The organism is Flagellimonas alvinocaridis, from assembly GCF_004916895.1.
In the GTDB taxonomy this organism is placed as follows: domain Bacteria; phylum Bacteroidota; class Bacteroidia; order Flavobacteriales; family Flavobacteriaceae; genus Flagellimonas; species Flagellimonas alvinocaridis.
Map to the genome: position 1 here is coordinate 1 of NZ_SNTZ01000007.1, position 19959 is coordinate 19959.

Consider the following 19959-nt stretch of genomic DNA (forward strand, 5'->3'; position numbering starts at 1 on the left):
GCCTAAGATGGTTGCTTTGAACAATGTCAGGAACAAACTTTTGGCAAGGGCATTCTCTGTGGTTAAAAGAGGGACACCATACGTGGTTTTACAAAAATTCGCTGCTTGAAAAAGGTTGAAATAAGTTTGGATTTGATCTTGGAATACGTATAACCGTCAGTTACGGGTTAATATGCGTTAATTTTCGGTTTGGCACAGACTTTAGCAATTCCGAGTGGATTCGGAAGTAGTCGAATCCGCCGTAATTGCGGTTATACATTGTTGTGTGCTGGCGTTTTTAATCAGTTGATACTTTTCTTGTCCGTTATTAGTAAATAAAATTGTTAAATGGTCAGCCCAATATGAGTCAGTTCCATCTTCTTTGATTTCAAGTGCTGAAATCCATATTTTCTGATTTCCGAATGCTATTTGCCAAGTTTGGGGTAAAGTAATTTTCTTATTTTCTCCTTTTGGTATAAATTCGTCATTTACTTTGTGCAATTCTTGACTAAAACTCTCATCCCAAAGAACAATCATTTCCGTAATTGTTTTATCGGTCAAATTTTTCCAATTCGCATTTTCAGTCAGCGAAATTGTCTTAATTCCTTCTCTTTTGTTTAATTCAGTCAGTTTTTCAAATCCGATTCCATAACAGTAAAATTCATTATCCCATTTAATTTGAATCAGTTCATCATTGTCTAAACGAAAGATAACATTCATATCTACAGAGTGAATATCGGTCGAATATTCCCAATATTCAGAGTCAGTTTCGTAATTCAACTCTTCATAATAGACTTCAATTATTTTCCGTCCGATAAAAGTCGAATTTATTCTTTCGTAATATTTTAGTTTCTTATCGGTCATTTTTTTTTCGCTTGCACACAACTTGTTTATATGGATGTAAAATACATCTATATACACCCAAAATAGGAATAAAACCGATGATCGGAGTTGTTTTTTATATTAAATATCAAAATCATCAAACGGGTTTTTAATTCTATCAAGACTTGTTGTGCTTACGTGAGTATATATCATTGTAGTTTTCGGATTGTTATGACCAAGAAGTTCCTGAATAAATCTCAAATCTGTTCCATTTTCCAATAAATGGGTTGCGTGGCTATGTCTTAATGTGTGTAGGGTTATTTGCTTAGAAATACTCGATAAACGCAAGGAGCGTTTCAGAATCTGTCTAGCACTTACAGCAGAATACATTCCGCCATTTTGACCTTCAAAAACAAATTCAGACGGTTTATAAGAATCAAGATAGTTGATTAATAAATCAATCATCTGTTTAGGGATAGGAACATATCTATCCTTAGAACCTTTTGCGGACTTTATATGCATAAACCTCCGTTCAAAATTAATCTCCTTTATTTGAAGCTTTAAAGCCTCACCAATTCTGAGACCACATGAATAAAGAAGGCTTAACAAGGTTTTGTGCTTAAGATTGATGGTGTTTTGAATAATTGACTTTACTTCTTCAATGCTAAGTACCTCTGGTAATTTTTTAGATCTTTTAGGGCGCTCCAAATTCTCTGGAATTAGTGTTGTATTGCCTTGCTGCCTGTAGAAGAGTTTAATGGCATTAATCATTTGATTTTGATATGTATATGAAAATCTGTTAGCCATAATATAATCCACGTTAAACCTTAAAACATCGCTATCCGAAATTTCATTTACTGATTTTGGGAAATGGAATCTGAAGAATATTCGTAACATGCTTTCATAGGTGTTAATGGTATTCTCGCTATATCGCTTTTGAGCCATCCATTTTGTAAAGCTTTCTATTTTGTATTCGTCCTTGTCTGCGATTTGCTGACTAAGCATAACTTTTTTACCCAGTGGTATATTTTTTACAGATGTTAATTTAGACTTGAGCGCAGAGTAATCTATAAAGTAGCCTTCTTTTCTAAGGTATTGGAAGAGATCATTGGTAGTTAGTCTAGAATAGGGTAGGTAGAATGATTTTAAAGATTTGCTCCAAAAAATACCATCATACTTACTTAAATACTCATACAGTTTAGAATTATGTGTAAATCCAACGAGCAGTATTTCCTTTCCTTTATAATGGGATTTGGAAAATAAAACAACAGGCTTCTCCATAAAAAGTTATTATAGTTATGACTAAAGAAGTCAATATTGTGAAGAGGCTGGGATTACTAGAGGATAAGATAAAGATATTGAGGTTAATATCAGGGGAAATGCGGAAAATATTCGTTATTGGCTAGCTTTTAATATTTATCATATAAAAGCAAGTTCTGTCAGCTAGATTGTCAACCAAAAAAACAAAGCCCCTAAAACAGGGGCTTTACAAAGGCTTTTGCGGAGGAAGAGGGATTCGAACCCCCGGAGGTGTGACCCTCAACAGTTTTCAAGACTGCCGCATTCGACCACTCTGCCATTCCTCCTAAGCGGGTGCAAATATATAAAGCTTTTTTGGTTCTGTAAAAGTTTATAAACTTTAATTTTTTGTACCAATGAATCCCATTTTAAGGGAGTACTTTTGTTGGCATGATGGAATGGTACCACTATGTGCTTTTGGTTGCGGTTGGTTTTGCCGTAGGCTTTATCAATACCGTAGCCGGTGGAGGTTCCTTACTGTCCTTGCCAACCCTTATCTTTTTGGGACTTCCCCCAGCCGTGGCAAACGGTACCAATAGGGTTGCCATTGTTATCCAAACGGCTTTGGCCACAGCAGGATTTAAGAGTAAGGGGGTTTCCACTTTCCCTTTCAATCTATATCTGGGTGTTGCAGCCTTTCTAGGGGCCATATTGGGCGCTTGGATTGCCATTGACATTAATGGCGAGACCTTTAACCGGATCTTGGCCATGGTTATGTTGGCCGTGGTGCTTATCATTGTTTTCAAACCCAAAATGCGCTTGGAGGAGATGGAAGAGAGGCTCAAAGGCAAGTATCTCTGGTTGAGCCTCATTGTATTTTTCCTCTTCGGGATTTACGGTGGATTCATCAACGCAGGTCTAGGTTTTTTAATGATATTTTTCATGCATTATGTAAACCGAATGAACCTTGTTCGGGTCAATGCCACCAAGGTGGCCGTGGTTTTTATATACATGTTGTCCGCTTTGGCCGTTTTTGCCTTTAATGATAAGGTGAATTGGAAATTGGGACTTATTTTGGCCATTGGAAACGGGTCAGGAGCATGGGTGGCAAGCCGTTATTCGGTAAAAAAAGGAGATGGATTCATAAAAACTTTTTTAGTGGTCGTGGTCATTGCCATGGCGGTTAAATTATGGTTTTTTTAAACAATTTTAAACAAGACAAGAATGCCGGGTTTTGAACTTTTTGGAGATAAGGAACGGAAACAGGTACAGGATGTGTTGGATTCTGGGGTGTTAATGCGTTATGGGTTCGATGGAATGCGTAACGGACATTGGAAGGCTAAGGAGTTGGAAGCTGCCCTTTCCGCTAAAATGAAGTCCAAGCATGTACATCTGTTGAGCAGTGGTACGGCCGCACTTACGGTTGCGTTGGCCAGTGCAGGTGTAGGGGCAGGAGACGAGGTGATCATGCCCACGTTCACCTTTGTGGCCAGTTTTGAATCTATTTTGGCCCTTGGTGCCATTCCTGTTTTGGTGGATATAGACGATACCTTGACGTTAGATCCTTCCGCAGTGGAAAAAGCCATAACGTCAAAAACCAAAGTGGTGATGCCAGTACATATGTGCGGCTCCATGGCCAACTTGGAGGCGTTACAACAGATTTGTGACCAACAAGACCTTTTGCTCTTGGAAGATGCCTGTCAAGCTATCGGGGGAAGTTATAAAGGTAAACCTTTGGGCAGCATTGGGGATTTGGGCTGTTTTTCCTTTGATTATGTAAAAACAATAACCTGTGGTGAGGGAGGAGCTGTTATAACCAATAATGAGACCTATTACCAAAATGCCCATAAATATTCAGATCATGGGCACGACCATATTGGAAACGACAGGGGAGCGGAAGAGCATCCTTTCTTGGGATACAACTTTCGGATTTCAGAATTGAACGCTGCCGTGGGACTGGCTCAACTGAATAGATTGGATGAATTTATCGCTCTTCAGAAGAAAAATTATACCATTTTAAGGGAAGCCCTGTCCCAGGTCCCGGAGATTACCTTTCGAACGGTGCCTGATGAGGGAGAAGAGAACTACTCTTTCCTGAGTTTCTTCCTTCCTTCGGAAGCGATTGCCCAAAAAGCACACAAAGCCTTGGGGGAAAATGGGGTTGACGCTTGCTTCTATTGGTACAATAACAACTGGCATTACTATAGAAAATGGGAACACCTTACCCAAAAGAAAGCGTTGGGCAAACTACCGCAAGAAGTGATAAATGGGTTGCCGGACTATTCCAAAACTGATTTTTCCGCATCCGACCACTGGTTAGGCAGGACCATTTCCTGTCTGATTAAATTAAGTTGGACTGAAACTGAAGTACAGGAAAGGGCCAAAAAAATGGTGGAAATACTTAAGAAAACCAGATAGCCCACAATTTTTGTATTGATTTTTGAGCTTGAGAAAAAACTAATACTTCACATATTCCACAATTTCCAATCCGTAACCTACCATCCCTACTCGGCGGGTCTGTTCAGAATTTGAAAGCAAACGAATCTTTGAAATGTTGAGGTCGTGCAAAATCTGGGCGCCGATACCAAAATCCTTGGTGTCCATATCAATCTTGGGAGCTTTGACGACACCTTCCGCCTGAAGTTTCTTTAATTCTGCCAAACGGCCCAATAAATTTTTGGATTGGTTTCCTTGATTGATAAAAATCATGGCGCCTTTGTCCTCTGCATTCAAAACGTTGAACATTCTGTGCAAGGTTTCGTCCGGGTTGTTGGTGAGGGTGCCCAAAATATCATTGTTCACAAGGGTAGAGTTGATTCGGGTAAGCACAGGGTCGCCATGTTTCCAGTTACCTCGAACCAAGGCAATATGCACCTGGTCGTTTGTGGTCTGTTTGTAAGCACGCAAACGATATTCCCCAAACCGGGTCTTGATATTGAAGGCCTCTTTAAGCTCAATAAGACTGTCATGCTCCATTCTGTAGGCAATCAAGTCTTCAATGGATACAATTTTAAGGTCAAATTTTTTCGCTACTTCCAAAAGTTGAGGTAATCGGGCCATGGTACCGTCTTCGTTCATGATTTCCACGATGACGCCGGCTGGTTCCAGTCCGGCCAAGCGGGCAAAATCAATAGCGGCTTCGGTATGTCCTGTACGGCGCAGCACACCACCCTCTTTTGCAATTAGGGGAAAGATATGTCCAGGGCGAGCCAATTCATGGGCTTTGGTATTTGCATCGGTCAATGCCAAGATGGTTTTGGCCCTGTCCGAAGCGGAAATCCCAGTCGTGACTCCATTTCCCCTCAAATCCACAGAAACAGTAAAGGCGGTCTCCAATGGGTCTGTATTGTGGGTGACCATTTTATGGAGGCCCAAATCTTTGCACTTACCTTCGGTAAGCGGGGCACAGATAAGCCCTCGGCCATGAGTGGCCATAAAATTTACGGTCTCAGGAGTGATCAGTTCAGCAGCAGCCACAAAATCACCTTCATTTTCGCGGTCTTCATCATCCACAACAATAATGACCTTTCCTTGCCTAATGTCTTCAATGGCTTCCTCTATGGCGTTCAATTGTATTTGTTTTTCCTCAATCATTCCTCTTCAACAACGTTGCTTTTTCGTTTAAAAATGCTCTTAATACGATCAATAATATGTCCAAAACCAAACAATCCTCTGTCCGCCGTGGCTCTTTTGGTCAATGAAATGCCCAAGGGCAACATGATCAAGGTAGAGAGCCAAGCTCCGATTGCTGGGTGGATATTGCCTTCCTTGGCATAATTGCCAGCGAAGACCCCAATAAAATAATAGGTCAAAAATAGAACAATGGCAATGACCATAGGTAATCCCAATCCTCCTTTTCGGATAATGGCCCCCAATGGCGCCCCAACAAAAAATAAAATGATACAAGAAAAAGCAAGTGCAAATTTTTTGTGCAGGGACAATATATGGGCATTGTAGAACTTGTACCGTTGTTGCAACTCTTCTTTTTTGGAAACCACGGTGTTCATAATACTGTTTACGGAGTTCTTGGCGTTGTTCACTACTTGCAAACGCTGCCATTCTTGCAATGCGTCCAGTAAATCGTCCACTGTTTTTATGGAATCCTTGGAAATTGCCTTATCCTGTATTTGTGATGCGATTTCTAAACTGTCTACAACTGGAGGGTTTACGGGAAAGGCGCCCATTCGATTGACAATGTTTTTCGAAAATGCCTCTACTTTTTCAAGATTGTTGGTGCCTAAAGAATCAATATCCTTGATCAAACGGCCCACGTTTTTCATTTTGTCCGTGGTAATGTTGCCATCCTCTTCCAAATCTTGATCATTTAGTTCGGAAATATCTATGTTGATGGTATAGGTTTCAAAATGGGCTTTTGCAAAGGGTTGTTTCCTTTTTTCCTTATTGTCATCTTTTACCAACTCTTCGTAGTAATTACCATCTTTCAAAACCAGTTGGATGATATCGGAATCTTCACTGCTGATCAATTCCCCTCCTTTCGCCTTGATGACAGTATTGTTTACATTTTGATTGGTTTTTTTATGGATGACCACATTCTCCAAAAACCGGTCTTGGTCCCCATACTTACGGTCTACCTTAATGTTCATACCCTCCCCTGTGCCTTCAAAATCACTAAAGACCCCTTCGGTAATGGCGGCGGCTGGCTTTACCTTGGCAATGTTCCGTCTAAGGTTGAATATTTTTTGTTCGGATTTTGGGATGACATTATTGGCAAAAAAGAAGGTGACCACCCCTAGAAAAAGTACAAAAATGACCAAGCTTCGCATTCCTCTTTGCAATGAAATGCCGGAAGCCTTCATGGCCGCAAACTCATAATTTTCGGCAAAGGTTCCAAAAGTAAGAATGGAGGAGAGCAATACGGTCAAAGGCAGCACCTTGTCTACCAAGGTAGGGATAAAGTAAAAAATAAACTTGGCTATAATTACAAACCCTAGACCTTTTCCCGCCAAATCATCTATGAAGAGCCATATTCCCTGAAAGATGAATATGACGATCAAGATGACAAAGGAACTAAAGAAGTTGTAGAGAAACCTCGATAATATATACTGGTCTAGTATTTTCAATGCTTAGTTTCGTGTTATGTAATACCCTTTATCCTCGTATTTTTTCTCGTCAAAGGTAAATAGGGTACTTGAAAGTGGCTGGTTGGTTTTGAAAGAATTAACGGTTATGGTCGTTTTTGTACCGTTGTTCCCGGTTTGAATCAATTTGTATATGTGCTTGGTTTGGGTGTCTATACCCAAAAGAACCGATTTTATCTCGGTATTGGAATCAATTGGAGTGAGCTTAACATACTGAATTTTTCTTCCGCCAGCATTTTGCAGAATGTCCCAAGAATAATTGTGGCCGGTCTTATAAAAAGTAAGCATTTTGGAAGGGCTTACGTTGTCTGCATCTTCATTCACATCCTCTATGGTAACTTCTTCGTTTTCAGGAACCACAGTGTAGACTTTGTCGCCATCGAACAATTGTTGTGCCCCAAAATAATTCAAGAAATATTTTTCGCCCTTTAGAGTCACATTGCCATGCGTTTCTTGTTTTAGGTTTGCTTCTGTATTTTCTATGGTGGAAGTGAAATCAATATAAATATTGTCATAACTCTTCACTTTATCATATACCTCATCCAACAGGGCTTTTGCCTTGGATGAGCTTTGGGCATGGGAGAAAAATGCAACGGTTAATAGTCCAATAAAAAGAATATGCTTTTTGATCATAGCGTTATTTTGATTCGTTTTCCAAAAATTGTTCCAATGAGTAAATGTCCGGAATCAATACCTGACGTGCTTTACTTCCTTCAAAGGGACCTACAATTCCGGCGGCTTCCAATTGGTCAATGATCCTACCGGCCCTGTTGTACCCCAACTTTAATTTTCTTTGGATGAGGGAGGCTGATCCTTGCTGGGCCGTAACAATCACTTCGGCCGCCTCACGGAACATAGCATCCCTGTCCGAAATATCATAATCAATACCCGTGCCAGAGTCTTCTCCTACATATTCTGGCAGTAAATGAGCTTCAGGATAGGCACGTTGCGACCCAATATATTCGGTTATTTTTCCAACTTCAGGGGTGTCCACAAAGGCACACTGCAAGCGAGTCACATCATTGCCTTGGGTGAAAAGCATGTCTCCACGACCTATCAATTGGTCGGCTCCTTGTGCATCCAAAATGGTTCTGGAGTCTATCTTGGAAGTCACCCTAAAAGCAATACGGGCCGGGAAGTTGGCCTTTATGATACCGGTAATTACGTTTACCGAAGGTCGTTGGGTGGCAATGATCAAATGGATTCCTATGGCCCTTGCCAACTGCGCCAAACGGGCAATCGGAGTCTCTACTTCTTTCCCCGCAGTCATAATAAGGTCTGCAAACTCGTCAATCACCAAGACAATATAAGGGAGGAACTTATGTCCATCATTAGGATTCAACTTACGGGCCTTGAACTTGGCATTGTATTCTTTAATGTTCCGGACCATTGCAGTTTTCAACAGCTCATACCGATTGTCCATTTCAATACAGAGCGAGTTCAAGGTGTTGATCACTTTGGTGTTGTCCGTGATAATGGCTTCTTCGGAATCCGGAAGCATGGCCAAAAAATGTCGTTCAATCTTATTGTAGAGGGTCAGCTCCACTTTTTTGGGGTCTACCAAAACAAATTTGATCTCTGCAGGATGCTTTTTATAGAGTAGCGAAGTGATCACAGCATTCAATCCTACGGATTTACCCTGTCCTGTGGCACCCGCCATAAGCAAGTGGGGCATTTTGGCCAAATCTACCACAAAGGTTTCATTGCTAATGGTCTTACCAAAAGCTATGGGCAGTTCCATTTCCGCCTTTTGAAATTTATTGGAGGCAATTACTGACCGCATGGAAACTATGGATGCATTTTTATTGGGTACCTCAATACCCACCGTTCCCTTTCCTGGAATGGGCGCAATGATACGTATGCCCAAAGCAGCCAACGATAGGGCAATGTCATCCTCAAGATTTTTGATTTTGGAGATACGAATACCAGCTTCGGGGACAATTTCGTAGAGGGTAACCGTGGGGCCGATAGTGGCCTTTATTTGGGCAATTCCAATTTTGTAGTTCTTTAGGGTGCTTACAATACGATTTTTGTTTTCCTCCAGTTCTTCTTGGTTGATGGTGATTCCGCCAGATGCACCATGCGCTTCCAGAAGCTCCAAAGGAGGGAATTTGTAGTTTCCTAATTCCAATTTTGGGTCGAATTCCCCAAAATCCTTGACCAATTTCTCTGCCTTGATGTCTTTTTCCTCCTTTTCTTCCTTTACTTTTTCAACTTCAAGGCTAATGTCTATCTCTTCTTCTTGGGGGAGGTTAACATCCAGTCCTGCTTCATTTTGGAGTGGAGGTATGTCTTTTTTATGGGTGTAAGTATCCACAACTGGAGCAACATCTACTTCCTTTGTCTCCAATTGAACGCTGAGTTCATCAAGCTCATCCATATTTTCAACATGAGGAGCATCCTTTTGAAAATCGGATTTTATTTTTTGTCGTTGGGACCGGAAGAAATTGGCAACTCCTTCAGGCGTGAAGTTGAAGAGTCGTACTAAAATGACCATCAACATAAAAATCAAGATCAAGAAGACTCCAATCTTACCGGTATAATCTTGAAGGAAGTCGTTCATCTCATAACCGATAAGCCCTCCCAAAAGGGGTTGCTCTGCAGCAAAGAAACCCAAGGCCACTGAAATCCATATGATACCAGTTAGACCCCAAATCCACTTTCCTATCAACCCTTTGCCACTCAACCCCAAGAACAAGTAAAGTCCAGTTACGGCGAGCAATAAGGGGAAGGCGAACGAAGCCAGTCCAAATCCCTGGTACATGAAAAAGTGGCTCACACTAGCGCCAAACTTGTTCAAAAGATTACTGGCTTCCGCATTTCTGTGGGCAAACTCGGATAGTATGCTCTGATCTTCCTGCCATGTGAAATAGTAGGACATGAACGAGAAGAAAAGTGCTATGCTGAGCACAATAAGCAAACTGCCGAAGATAATCTTGTTTTGCTTTGAGGGCTTTAATGTTACCTTCTTTTTGGCAGTGGTAGGTTTGGATTTTGATTTTGTCCTTTTCTTTGCCATTAATCCTTTTTGATATGGGGCTAATTTACAAATTTACGCTGCTATACAAGGTCTTGGATGTTCTTACCCAAACTTGGGGATGTAAATAATCAATCCAATGATGCTGGCCACAATGGATACAATCATTACTGCGCCTGCTGAAATATCTTTGATCAAGCCAATTTTTGGGTCTTGATCGGGTTGAATGTAATCCGCTATTTTTTCAATGGCTGTATTAACTCCTTCAATGCCCATGACCAATCCAATGGCAAAGAGTTGCATAATCCACTCAAAAGCGGAGATTTCAAAATAAAACCCTGCGGCTGTCATCAACAAAGCAATGACAAATTGTATTTTAATACTGGCCTCGGTACGCAAAAGCAGGAACATGCCTTTGAGCGCATAACCGATACTACGGATCCTATTTTTGAAAAAAGATTCTTTAGGCATCCATCAATGCTTCAAGAGCGGCTTTGTAATTGGGCTCATCCACAGTTTCGGAAACTTGCTCGGAATAGATGACCTGTCCCTTTTCGTTGAGCACTACCACGGAGCGTGACAAAAGCCCTTGCAATGGTCCATCGGTAAACTCTACATTGTAGGATTTTCCAAAATTTCCATCCCTGAAATCGGATAGGGTTTCTACTTTATCAATCCCCTCGGCACCACAGAAACGGGTTTGGGCAAAAGGAAGGTCTTTGGAGATGCAAAGTATCTTGGTGTTGTCCAGTTCGGCAGCTTCTTGGTTGAATTGGCGAACCGATTGTGCGCAAGTGCCTGTATCTATACTTGGGAATATGTTCAAGACCACTTTTTGGCCTGCATAATCTGATAGGGAAGCCTGGGAGAGGTCGTTCTTTGTCAGTTTAAATTCTGGAGCTTGGGAACCATTCTCAGGAAGGTTTCCAAGGGTGTTTATTTCATTTCCTTTTAAGGTGACTGTAGCCATAACTATATATTTGGTTCAGGCTCAAAAATACTTAAAAAAAACCTTCCCGTAATGCATTACGGGAAGGTTCTTGACTAGAAAATATAGTAAGGTTTATTTGTCGATGGAACTCAGCACTCGGGACATAAAAGCATTTAAGGCTTCTTTTTTTGGTGTCCCATTCTTTATCTCATTTGATACTTCCAAGGCGCCGTAGATATTGGAGATGAGTTCTCCAATAGTGTCTAATTCTTCATCTTTTAGACTGGGAACATCGCAAATATGTTCCAATGTTTCTGCAGTTTCTAGAAGATAGTCTTCATCATGCTCCTCAACAAAATTGACCAGCTGTTTAATTATGGGCAACTTCATGGACCAAAGTTTTTAATACATCATATTTGTTGGTCTGTACCTGATTTTTCAATGTCCCGTTGGAAAAGGCGGCAAAGGTGGGCAGATTGTCCACATTGGCCATTTTCCGTGACTCCGGGAATTTTTCAGCATCAACCATCACAAAAGTGACATTTTGGTTAAGGGAAGCCTCTTTTTTGAACTTGGGCTTCATAATCCTGCAATTTCCACACCATGATGCAGAGTATTGCACCACCACGGACTCGTTACTGGCAACAAGCTCGCTTAGGTTATCTTTTTCCAATTCTATGATCATGACCCTTAGTTTACGTGGTTAGCCAAATATTCCGCTACTCCGTCACGGTTGGCGTTCATGGCTTCCTTACCTTCTTCCCAGTTGGCGGGACATACCTCACCTTTTTCCTGTACATGGGCAAATGCATCCACCAAACGGATGAATTCTTTTACATTTCTACCAAGGGGCATGTGGTTGATGCCCTCATGGAAAACAGTACCTTCCTCATCAATCAAATATGTGGCTCTGTAGGTTACATTGTCTCCTTCAACAAGAACAGAATCGGTTTCCTCATTATAATCTTCGTTGGTAATATCCAAAATGCCCAAAGCCTTGGCCAAGTTTCTATTGCTATCGGCAACGATAGGGTAAGTTACTCCTTCAATCCCACCATTGTCCTTTGCAGTGTTCAACCAAGCAAAGTGTACCTCTGCAGTATCGCAAGATGCGCCAATCACCAAAGTGTTCCTTTTTTCAAATTCGGCCAAATGTTGTTGAAAAGCGTGTAGCTCCGTTGGGCAAACAAAGGTGAAATCCTTTGGGTACCAGAAAAGCAAAATTTTCTTTTTTTCAGCCTTGGCTTTTTCTAAAATGTTGATTTTGAAAGTGTCGCCCAATTCATCAATGGCATTTACTTCGATGTTTGGAAATTTTCTTCCGACTAATGTCATTCTTGTGTTTTTTATATAGGTTATACTGCAAAATTAGCGCAGGGAAATGGCTTTCCCCAAGGAAAAAATCAGTATTTCCTATGGATGGATAACCCTAACTTATGGTTTAAAAAAAGAAGAGGATTTTTAAAAATCCAACAATTACGAAGGGTGAAAAATTGCAATTTCGCAAAGAAATGGCCCTAGGGTAAAAATGAGACCATAAATTTTTATGCCATAGCCTTTTCGGTCAACATTTTGATTTTAATCTTGAAGGCGGCGAACAATAGGGTCATGAACGGACTCAACCAATTGAAGACCGCATAAATCCCATATTCCATAACACCAACGCCCAATACGCCGCTATGGTAGGCACCACAGGTGTTCCAAGGCACCAGAACAGAGGTCACGGTTCCTGAATCTTCAAGGGACCTACTTAAATTTTCTGGGGCCAGACCACGTTCCCGATATGCTTTGGAAAACATTTTTCCGGGGACCACAATAGCCAGATATTGGTCCGATGCGGTTACATTGAGCGCCAAACAACTGCCCACGGTACTGGCAAAAAGCCCAAATGTGGTCTTGGCCATTTTCAACAAGGATTCGGTAATGCGCTCCAAGGCACCTATGCCATCCATGATACCCCCGAAGACCATAGCACAGACTATGAGCCAAATGGTGTCCAACATGCCCGCCATTCCTCCCGAGGAGAACAAATCGTTCAGTGCAGGGTCGTCCGTGGCAATGGAAGTGTCCACGGTGATGGCATTTAAGATGCCTTTGTATCCCGATTCAAAGGTGAGGTTTTCGCTACCGCTAATGGAGGTGACAATATCCGGCTGAAAAATCAATGCGAAGGCGCCGCCCAATAAAGTTCCTATTAACAAGGCCAAAAGAGGAGGCGCTTTTTTAACGATTAAAAAAATCACCACAACAGGTACCAAGAACAACCAACCATTAATATTAAAAGTACTTCCAATGGTCTCAAGAATAGCTCCTGTGTCAGCCACTCCTTCGGTTTCAATGGTAAAGCCCATAATAATGAACACCAATAAGGTTACGGTGATAGTGGGTACGGTGGTCAGTGCCATATATCGAATGTGGGAAAACAATTGGCCACCCGCCATGGCAGGGGCCAAGTTGGTAGTGTCGCTCAAAGGGGACATTTTATCTCCAAAATAAGCTCCTGAAAGTACCGCGCCAGCTGTCATTCCCAAAGAAATGCCCAAGGCTTCACCAATGCCCACCAAGGCAATACCCACCGTTGCGGCTGTAGTCCAGCTGCTTCCCGTGGCAATGGAAATGATGGCGCAAATAATTACGCAGGCTGCCAAAAATATGGTTGGATTCAATATTTGGAGGCCGTAATAGATCATGGCCGGAATAATACCACTGACGAGCCAAGTTCCCGAAAGGGCGCCTACCATCAATAAAATGAGCAGGGCCCCGGTAGTGGATCGCACATTCTCGGCCACTTCGGCAATCATTTGTTTGTAGGATACCTTGTTGAAAAAACCCACAATGGCCGCCATGGCACCTCCCATAAGAAGGATGAACTGGTTGGAACCGCTCAGGGCGTCATCACCAAAAACATAAACGTTATAGGCCAACATGGCTACCAGCGCAAAAACAGGAATCAAGGCTTCCCCAATGGTCAGTTCCTTATTTTCAACAATATGTTCATCCTGTCTGTACTTTGGTTTTTCCTCTTTGTTTGGCATGTGGTCTGAGTTTGTTAAGAGGTAATATTACGATTTTGAACCTTGTTCTCCAAACCGCTTTTTATCCTTTAATCAATGGCTGATGGTGATAGGTTTAGAATCCCCAATTTCTCCATACAGCTCCTCATGGCCAAATAGGTCTGGTGGATGTTGTTGTCCAATCCAATTGAAAAACGGATAAGTCCTTGCGACAATCCCAGCGCCTCCTGTTCCTCCATGGGAATTTCTGAAGAGGTAGAACTGCCTGATGCACTGAAGAGGGTCTTGTAGAAACCGAGGCTTACTGCCAAATAACCCAATTTTTGGGTTTGCATAAGTTCCATTAGGGCGTTCGCTTGATCCACAGAGCCTACATCCAAAGTGAGCAGCCCGCCAAAACCATATTCAGGGTTCATTTGGGATTTCATCAACTTGTGACCAGGATGACTTTCCAATCCAGGATAGACTACTTTTAGGCCGTCTTTTTCAAATTGTTGAGCTAAGTACAAAGCATTTTCACTGTGCTTTTTGATGCGGATATGCAGTGTACGCATATTTTTGAGGATGGATGCCGCCCGGAGGCTGTCCAACGTACTTCCCATGAGCATTCCCGCTCCATTGTTCACATCTTTTAGGCTTAGGCAGAAATCGCTTGAAGCACAAACGGCGCCGGCAACGCAATCACTGCTGCCATTGATGAACTTGGTAAGACTGTGTATGACAATGTCCGCACCCAATTGGGCCGCGTTAATGTTCAAAGGGGAGAAGGTATTGTCCACCACCAAAGGAATACCATGTTTCTTGGCCAATTTGGAAAGGGCTGCGATGTCTGCTACTTCCAAAAGGGGATTGCTAATGGCTTCGCAATAGATCATTTTGGTCTTTGGGGTGATGGATTGCTCCACCATGTCCAAATCGGTGATATCTATAAAGGATGTGGAAATATTGAACTTCTTCACAAAGTTTTTCAAAAAGGCATAGGTGCCTCCGTAAATGGTCCTACTGCAAACAATATGGTCATCCGTATCGCAAAGTTGAAAAACCACAGCACTGATGGCGCCCATTCCACTGGCAAATACATTGGCCGATTCCGTACCCTCCAATTGGGCCATGGCCTCACCCAAATACAGATTGGAAGGGGAGGAGTGTCTGCTGTACAGATAGCAACCTTCAGTATTGCCCTCAAAGGTGTCGAACATGGTCTTTGCGGAAAGAAATGTATAGGTGGAAGAATCTGATATGGAGGGGTTTACCCCACCAAATTCACCAAAATATTGAAGGTCTTGGATGTGTTCCGATGCTTTATAGTCCATTGTTTGATAATTTTAGGTGAAAAGTATTCAAATGTGGGTATTAAGTCAACATTTGTGTTATTATTTAGATTTTATATCTATATAAAGTTCCTAATTAAGATTTATATTCTATTTTTAATGTAATATTTAATCGGAAACAGAAAATTCATCAGGATGGAACTCGATGCAACAGATATACAGTTGGTACACTTGCTTCAGGAAGACTGCAAGAAAACCACAAAACAATATGCGGATAGCTTACAACTTTCCAAAACAGCAGTGTATGAACGCATAAGAAGATTGGAGCGCAATGGGGTAATCACAAACTATGTGGCCTTGGTGGACAAGGAGAAGGTACGGCGCGATTTTATGGTGCTCTGCCAGATACGATTGGTACAGCATACCAAGGAAAATGTATTGAAATTTGAACGGGAAATCCTTAAGTTGGAAGAAGTATCCGAATGCTTTCATGTAGGGGGAGACTATGACTACATTTTAAAAATCCATGTGGGGGATATGAAAAGCTATCGCGAGTTCATGTTGACCAAGCTAACCACTATCAACAATATTGGAAATACGCAGAGTTCGTTTGTTATCAACGAGGTGAAAAACAGTCCATCGGTCCATATTTAGCAAACTTTAACCTAAATCGGTGTTAAAAAAGCCTATCGGATAAAGGGGGATGTGTAATTTTTGGCGTATCAAAAAACGAACAACCATCAAAAGACTTCTTTTTCCGTCATGAAAACCCGTACCCGATTGTTTCTCACCGTGTTGGCCACGGTCATTGGAGGACTGTGTTTGGTCCTGTACACCACACTTTCCCAAGATATTTTGTTTGAAGGCATGAGTTTTTGCTCTTCCTCCACAATGGATTTGACATTGGGCACATTGGCCATGTTCACCTCGGCCGTTCTCACAGGTTTCATTTCTTCATTGATAGTGGTCCGGGATAATCTTTGGCCCCATTTTATTATTTCGCTCTTTATTGTTGGAAAACTATCCATGGTGGCACTTTGTGGCCAATGGGGTGGGCCTTTGTGGTTTGAGTCGGGAGTGCATCTTTCACTCTTAGGTGGATTATGGTTGGGATGCTACGGTGCCATTAAATTCCCATTGGCTCCAGTATAGTTGTTCCGCTAGGGAGACCCCCAACTTTTTTACCCGGATATGTTAAGGAAAAATGCATGGTCTATCAGAGAAACATTGTTATTTTTGTATCTGATAATCGAAAGAATAATTATCTCTAAGCATTTACTATGAATCAATATGATGTGGCCGTTATTGGCTCTGGGCCCGGAGGCTATGTAGCGGCAATCCGTTGTGCCCAACTGGGAATGAAAACTGCAATAATTGAGAAATATGCCACCTTGGGGGGAACCTGTCTAAATGTAGGCTGTATTCCATCCAAAGCCCTTTTGGACTCGTCGCATCATTACGAAGATGCCGTAAAACATTTTGAGGAACACGGAATTGATATTCCCGGAGAGATAAAGGTGAACTTGGAACAAATGATCGCCCGTAAGCAGGGTGTTGTGGACCAGACCACCAAGGGAATTCAATTCTTGATGGATAAAAACAAGATTGATGTTTATGAAGGTTTAGGCAGTTTTAAGGATGCCACCCATATCAACATTGACAAAGCTGATGGCAAAAAAGAGACCATTGAAGCAAAACATACCATCATTGCTACTGGCTCCAAGCCATCCACATTGCCTTTCATCAAAATTGATAAGGAACGGGTTATTACCTCCACCGAGGCGTTGAAACTGAAAGAAGTTCCCAAGCACATGATTGTTATTGGAGGCGGGGTCATTGGACTGGAATTGGGTCAGGTATACAAGCGTCTTGGTGCCGAAGTAACCGTAGTGGAGTTCATGGACCGTATTATCCCTGGAATGGATGGGGCACTTTCCAAAGAGTTGATGAAGGTGATGAAGAAGCAAAAGGTGGGCTTCAACCTATCCCACAAAGTAAAATCAGTGGAGCGTAAAGGCGACCAGGTCATTGTAAAGGCCGATGATAAAAAAGGACAGGAAGTCACCTTTACGGGAGATTATTGCTTGGTCTGTGTAGGAAGAAGACCGTACACAGACGGACTGAACGTTGAAGCTGCCGGAGTGAAGTTGGATGACCGTGGTAGAGTGGAGGTGAACGATCACCTTCAGACCAATGTATCCAATATTTATGCGATTGGTGATGTGATTCGTGGTGCTATGTTGGCCCATAAGGCCGAAGAAGAAGGAACTTTGGTGGCAGAATTGTTGGCAGGTCAAAAACCACATATCGATTATAACCTGATTCCAGGAGTAGTGTATACCTGGCCAGAAGTTGCCGCGGTGGGTAAAACCGAAGAGCAGCTTAAGGAAGCTGGAGTGGAATATAAAGTGGGTCAATTCCCCATGCGTGCCTTGGGCCGTGCCCGTGCCAGTATGGACATTGATGGATTTGTAAAGATTTTGGCCGATAAAAAGACCGATGAGGTCCTTGGTGTGCACATGATTGGCGCCCGAAGCGCGGATTTGATCACGGAAGGGGTCACCGCCATGGAATTTAGGGCATCTGCAGAGGACATTGCCCGAATGAGCCATGCTCACCCAACATTCGCAGAAGCCGTTAAGGAAGCTGCTCTGGCTGCTACTGACGATAGGGCCATACACGTTTAAAGTAAAGTATCAGCCCTTGGCTGCATGGAAATTTGCCCAAAGGGTCATCGAGATAAATCGCTGACGTTTTGGGCATTTTTTAGCCCCTAACGGTACGTAGAAATCTGCGCAATACCAATCGCGCCCGGATGGAAAGTTCCCTCAACATGGGAATCGATGCCTCTTTAGCATCAATGGCTTGTCGTTTTATGGAAGCCATCGCCCACGCAATCTGCGATTTGATTTCTACTTCATGTCGATTGTATTTCAAGGCCAGATAGGTACAGACCACCATAAAAAAAATGGCCCCGGGAATCACTATCTGCGGAGTAAGGGAATGGTTGAAAAAACGATAGAGTCCCATTCCGGTAAAACTACCGTATAGAATAATAAAATGAATCACATAAATGGACAATGTGCTGGCGCCAATATTCAAAATGGTACGGTTGGTCAAGAATCTCCGTAGGAGCATGAACACGGCAAAAACGATAAATACATTGCCAAGTCTAATGAACAGGTAGTTGTTCAAAGGTATCAAGCCAAAAAACTCCCATCCCGTAATTTTATATAGGGATGTAAATGCACCTGATGAATGATAAATCAACAAATACCCCACAGCTGTTGCCAAAGGAATGCCTACAGTATATAAATATTTAAAATCCTTGAATCGGGTAAAGAGCACTGAAACAAACCCGCCTAGTGTAGCATATCCCAACCAAGGGATTATGGTAAACACGGATCCGTTGGCCTTGGTGAAATAGTTGGCAAGAGCATTGGGCAAGAAGGAAAACGACCACTGTTTATACACAGGTTCAAACAGGAACAGTATTAAGGTAATCCCTAGTAATATTGTTGGGAAAAGATATGGTTTTCGCTTGCTTGCAAGAAGATAGACGCCAATCAACGCCAAAATGGAAAGACCAATGCAGTGCAGCACATCTACCAAATAGAAAGCGTTGTACAGTTGTCCCTTGAAAAGTCCCAAAACATTTAAACGAAGCAAATACCCTATCAAAAGAAGCTGTAATCCGCGGCGGAAACCCTTTGCAACTCTGGGATTATTGAATCCTTTTTGGGGTATCCGAATCAACAAATACGTGAAAATAAAACCAGATACCGTAAAGAAAACAGGCGCGGTGATGCCCCTGAAATACAACCAAACATTGAATATAGAGTTTTCTGTATCCCTGTAAACGGGGTCCAAAAGCCCATCAATGAAATGCCCTTGGAGCATCATTAAAATGGCCCAAGCCCGCATGGCATCGATAAAAAACAATCTGTTGGTCTGTGCTTTCATTTGTCTTCGGCTATCCTATATACTTGTTTAGCAATAGGTTTGGATGCTTTTCGGGGCAAAATTATACAAAATAGTCGCATCTGTTCATCAATTGGGGTATTTTAGCGAAACAATCAAATATTTCTTGTAATGGCTGCAATTTTGGCACTCGCCGGAAGCAATTCTTCAACTTCCATCAATTTTAAATTGGTTCAATATACCACTTCATTGGTGCAAACCCATGATATTCAGGAGATAAACATGGCTAAACATCCCTACCCTATGTTCAGTGAGGATGATGAAAAGCAGAACGGTTATCCAGATGCTTTGGTCGAATTAAAGAACATTGTTCAGCAAGCGGATGCCCTTATTCTTTCTGTGAACGAGCACAATGGAAATCCTTCGGCTTACTTTAAGAATGTATTGGATTGGCTATCCCGCATTGACCGTAAATTTTTGGAAGGAACAAAGGTTTTTTTAATGTCGACCTCAGGAGGCAAACGAGGTGGTATAGGTTCTTTGGGGGTCATTGAAAATATGTTGCCAAGGTTTGGCGCAGAGATTGTATCGACATTTTCCCTGCCCTCATTCCATGAAAATTTTGGGTCTGGGGCCATTGTCAATGCCGAATTTAAAGAAGAGCACCTTACCGCTTTGGACACCTTTCTAGAAACACTTCAATAAG

At 42.1% G+C, this 19959-nt stretch carries 20 protein-coding genes and 1 tRNA gene; 6 read left to right on the top strand and 15 right to left on the bottom strand.

What is annotated here, in order from left to right; genetic code table 11:
- Window positions 1-201: 201 nt before the first annotated feature.
- From EZV76_RS12305 to EZV76_RS12315, 3 genes are all read right to left on the bottom strand, one after another.
- Window positions 202-843, bottom strand: coding sequence for a hypothetical protein (locus EZV76_RS12305; RefSeq protein WP_136566865.1), 642 nt, complete (start codon window positions 841-843; stop codon window positions 202-204).
- A 99-nt stretch (window positions 844-942) separates the two neighbouring features.
- Window positions 943-2082 (bottom strand): tyrosine-type recombinase/integrase, encoded by a 1140-nt coding sequence (locus EZV76_RS12310; protein WP_136566866.1) that lies wholly within the window; start codon window positions 2080-2082, stop codon window positions 943-945.
- A gap of 220 nt (window positions 2083-2302) precedes the next feature.
- Window positions 2303-2387, bottom strand: a tRNA-Ser gene (locus tag EZV76_RS12315).
- Between the two features lie 103 nt (window positions 2388-2490).
- Here EZV76_RS12315 and EZV76_RS12320 point away from each other — a divergent pair.
- A complete protein-coding gene (locus EZV76_RS12320; RefSeq protein ID WP_136566867.1) occupies window positions 2491-3243 on the top strand; it encodes a sulfite exporter TauE/SafE family protein in 753 nt (250 codons plus the stop codon).
- Window positions 3244-3264: 21 nt separating this feature from the next.
- Window positions 3265-4458 (top strand): DegT/DnrJ/EryC1/StrS family aminotransferase, encoded by a 1194-nt coding sequence (locus EZV76_RS12325; protein WP_136566868.1) that lies wholly within the window; start codon window positions 3265-3267, stop codon window positions 4456-4458.
- A gap of 39 nt (window positions 4459-4497) precedes the next feature.
- Here EZV76_RS12325 and ribB read toward each other — a convergent pair whose 3' ends face one another.
- The 11 genes from ribB to EZV76_RS12380 form a co-directional block, all read right to left on the bottom strand.
- The gene (ribB, locus tag EZV76_RS12330) at window positions 4498-5634 is read right to left on the bottom strand and encodes a 3,4-dihydroxy-2-butanone-4-phosphate synthase (protein WP_136566869.1); all 1137 of its coding nucleotides are present in this window, start codon (window positions 5632-5634) and stop codon (window positions 4498-4500) included.
- Complete coding sequence (locus EZV76_RS12335) at window positions 5631-7121, bottom strand: LptF/LptG family permease (RefSeq protein WP_136566870.1); 1491 nt, start codon at window positions 7119-7121, stop codon at window positions 5631-5633. Before EZV76_RS12335 ends, ribB begins: the two co-directional genes overlap by 4 nt.
- Window positions 7122-7124: 3 nt before the next feature.
- Window positions 7125-7772, bottom strand: a complete 648-nt coding sequence (gene lolA1 / locus EZV76_RS12340) for an outer membrane lipoprotein periplasmic chaperone LolA1 (protein WP_136566871.1) — start codon at window positions 7770-7772, stop codon at window positions 7125-7127.
- Between the two features lie 4 nt (window positions 7773-7776).
- The gene (locus EZV76_RS12345; RefSeq protein ID WP_136566872.1) at window positions 7777-10158 is read right to left on the bottom strand and encodes a DNA translocase FtsK; all 2382 of its coding nucleotides are present in this window, start codon (window positions 10156-10158) and stop codon (window positions 7777-7779) included.
- 63 nt (window positions 10159-10221) lie between these two features.
- On the bottom strand, window positions 10222-10587 hold the full coding sequence (locus tag EZV76_RS12350) for a diacylglycerol kinase (protein ID WP_136566873.1): 366 nt from the start codon (window positions 10585-10587) through the stop codon (window positions 10222-10224).
- Entirely contained in the window at window positions 10580-11086 is a 507-nt protein-coding gene (gene tpx, locus EZV76_RS12355) for a thiol peroxidase (protein ID WP_136566874.1), read from the bottom strand. The genes EZV76_RS12350 and tpx overlap by 8 nt, the downstream gene beginning before the upstream one ends.
- 93 nt (window positions 11087-11179) lie before the next feature.
- Window positions 11180-11437, bottom strand: coding sequence for a DUF6952 family protein (locus EZV76_RS12360; RefSeq protein WP_136566875.1), 258 nt, complete (start codon window positions 11435-11437; stop codon window positions 11180-11182).
- A complete protein-coding gene (locus tag EZV76_RS12365) occupies window positions 11418-11732 on the bottom strand; it encodes a thioredoxin family protein (RefSeq protein ID WP_136566876.1) in 315 nt (104 codons plus the stop codon). Before EZV76_RS12365 ends, EZV76_RS12360 begins: the two co-directional genes overlap by 20 nt.
- Window positions 11733-11737: 5 nt before the next feature.
- Window positions 11738-12382 (bottom strand): peroxiredoxin, encoded by a 645-nt coding sequence (locus EZV76_RS12370; RefSeq protein WP_116217827.1) that lies wholly within the window; start codon window positions 12380-12382, stop codon window positions 11738-11740.
- 209 nt (window positions 12383-12591) lie between these two features.
- Complete coding sequence (nhaC, locus tag EZV76_RS12375; protein WP_136566877.1) at window positions 12592-14082, bottom strand: Na+/H+ antiporter NhaC; 1491 nt, start codon at window positions 14080-14082, stop codon at window positions 12592-12594.
- 68 nt (window positions 14083-14150) lie between these two features.
- Window positions 14151-15374 (bottom strand): aminotransferase class I/II-fold pyridoxal phosphate-dependent enzyme, encoded by a 1224-nt coding sequence (locus EZV76_RS12380; protein ID WP_136566878.1) that lies wholly within the window; start codon window positions 15372-15374, stop codon window positions 14151-14153.
- A gap of 153 nt (window positions 15375-15527) precedes the next feature.
- On the opposite strand from EZV76_RS12380, the gene EZV76_RS12385 reads away from it, so the two are divergent.
- The 3 genes from EZV76_RS12385 to lpdA all read left to right on the top strand — a co-directional run bounded on the left by EZV76_RS12385 (window position 15528) and on the right by lpdA (window position 18019).
- Window positions 15528-15986, top strand: a complete 459-nt coding sequence (locus EZV76_RS12385; RefSeq protein WP_136566879.1) for an Lrp/AsnC family transcriptional regulator — start codon at window positions 15528-15530, stop codon at window positions 15984-15986.
- Window positions 15987-16094: 108 nt separating this feature from the next.
- The gene (locus EZV76_RS12390; protein ID WP_136566880.1) at window positions 16095-16484 is read left to right on the top strand and encodes a hypothetical protein; all 390 of its coding nucleotides are present in this window, start codon (window positions 16095-16097) and stop codon (window positions 16482-16484) included.
- A gap of 128 nt (window positions 16485-16612) precedes the next feature.
- A complete protein-coding gene (gene lpdA / locus EZV76_RS12395; RefSeq protein WP_136566881.1) occupies window positions 16613-18019 on the top strand; it encodes a dihydrolipoyl dehydrogenase in 1407 nt (468 codons plus the stop codon).
- A gap of 79 nt (window positions 18020-18098) precedes the next feature.
- Here the strand turns inward: lpdA and EZV76_RS12400 are convergent, their stop codons facing one another.
- Window positions 18099-19295, bottom strand: coding sequence for a heparan-alpha-glucosaminide N-acetyltransferase domain-containing protein (locus tag EZV76_RS12400; protein ID WP_136566882.1), 1197 nt, complete (start codon window positions 19293-19295; stop codon window positions 18099-18101).
- Between the two features lie 129 nt (window positions 19296-19424).
- Here EZV76_RS12400 and EZV76_RS12405 point away from each other — a divergent pair, with 129 nt between their 5' ends.
- A complete protein-coding gene (locus EZV76_RS12405; RefSeq protein ID WP_136566883.1) occupies window positions 19425-19958 on the top strand; it encodes an NADPH-dependent FMN reductase in 534 nt (177 codons plus the stop codon).
- The last annotated feature ends 1 nt before the right edge of the window (window position 19959 follow it).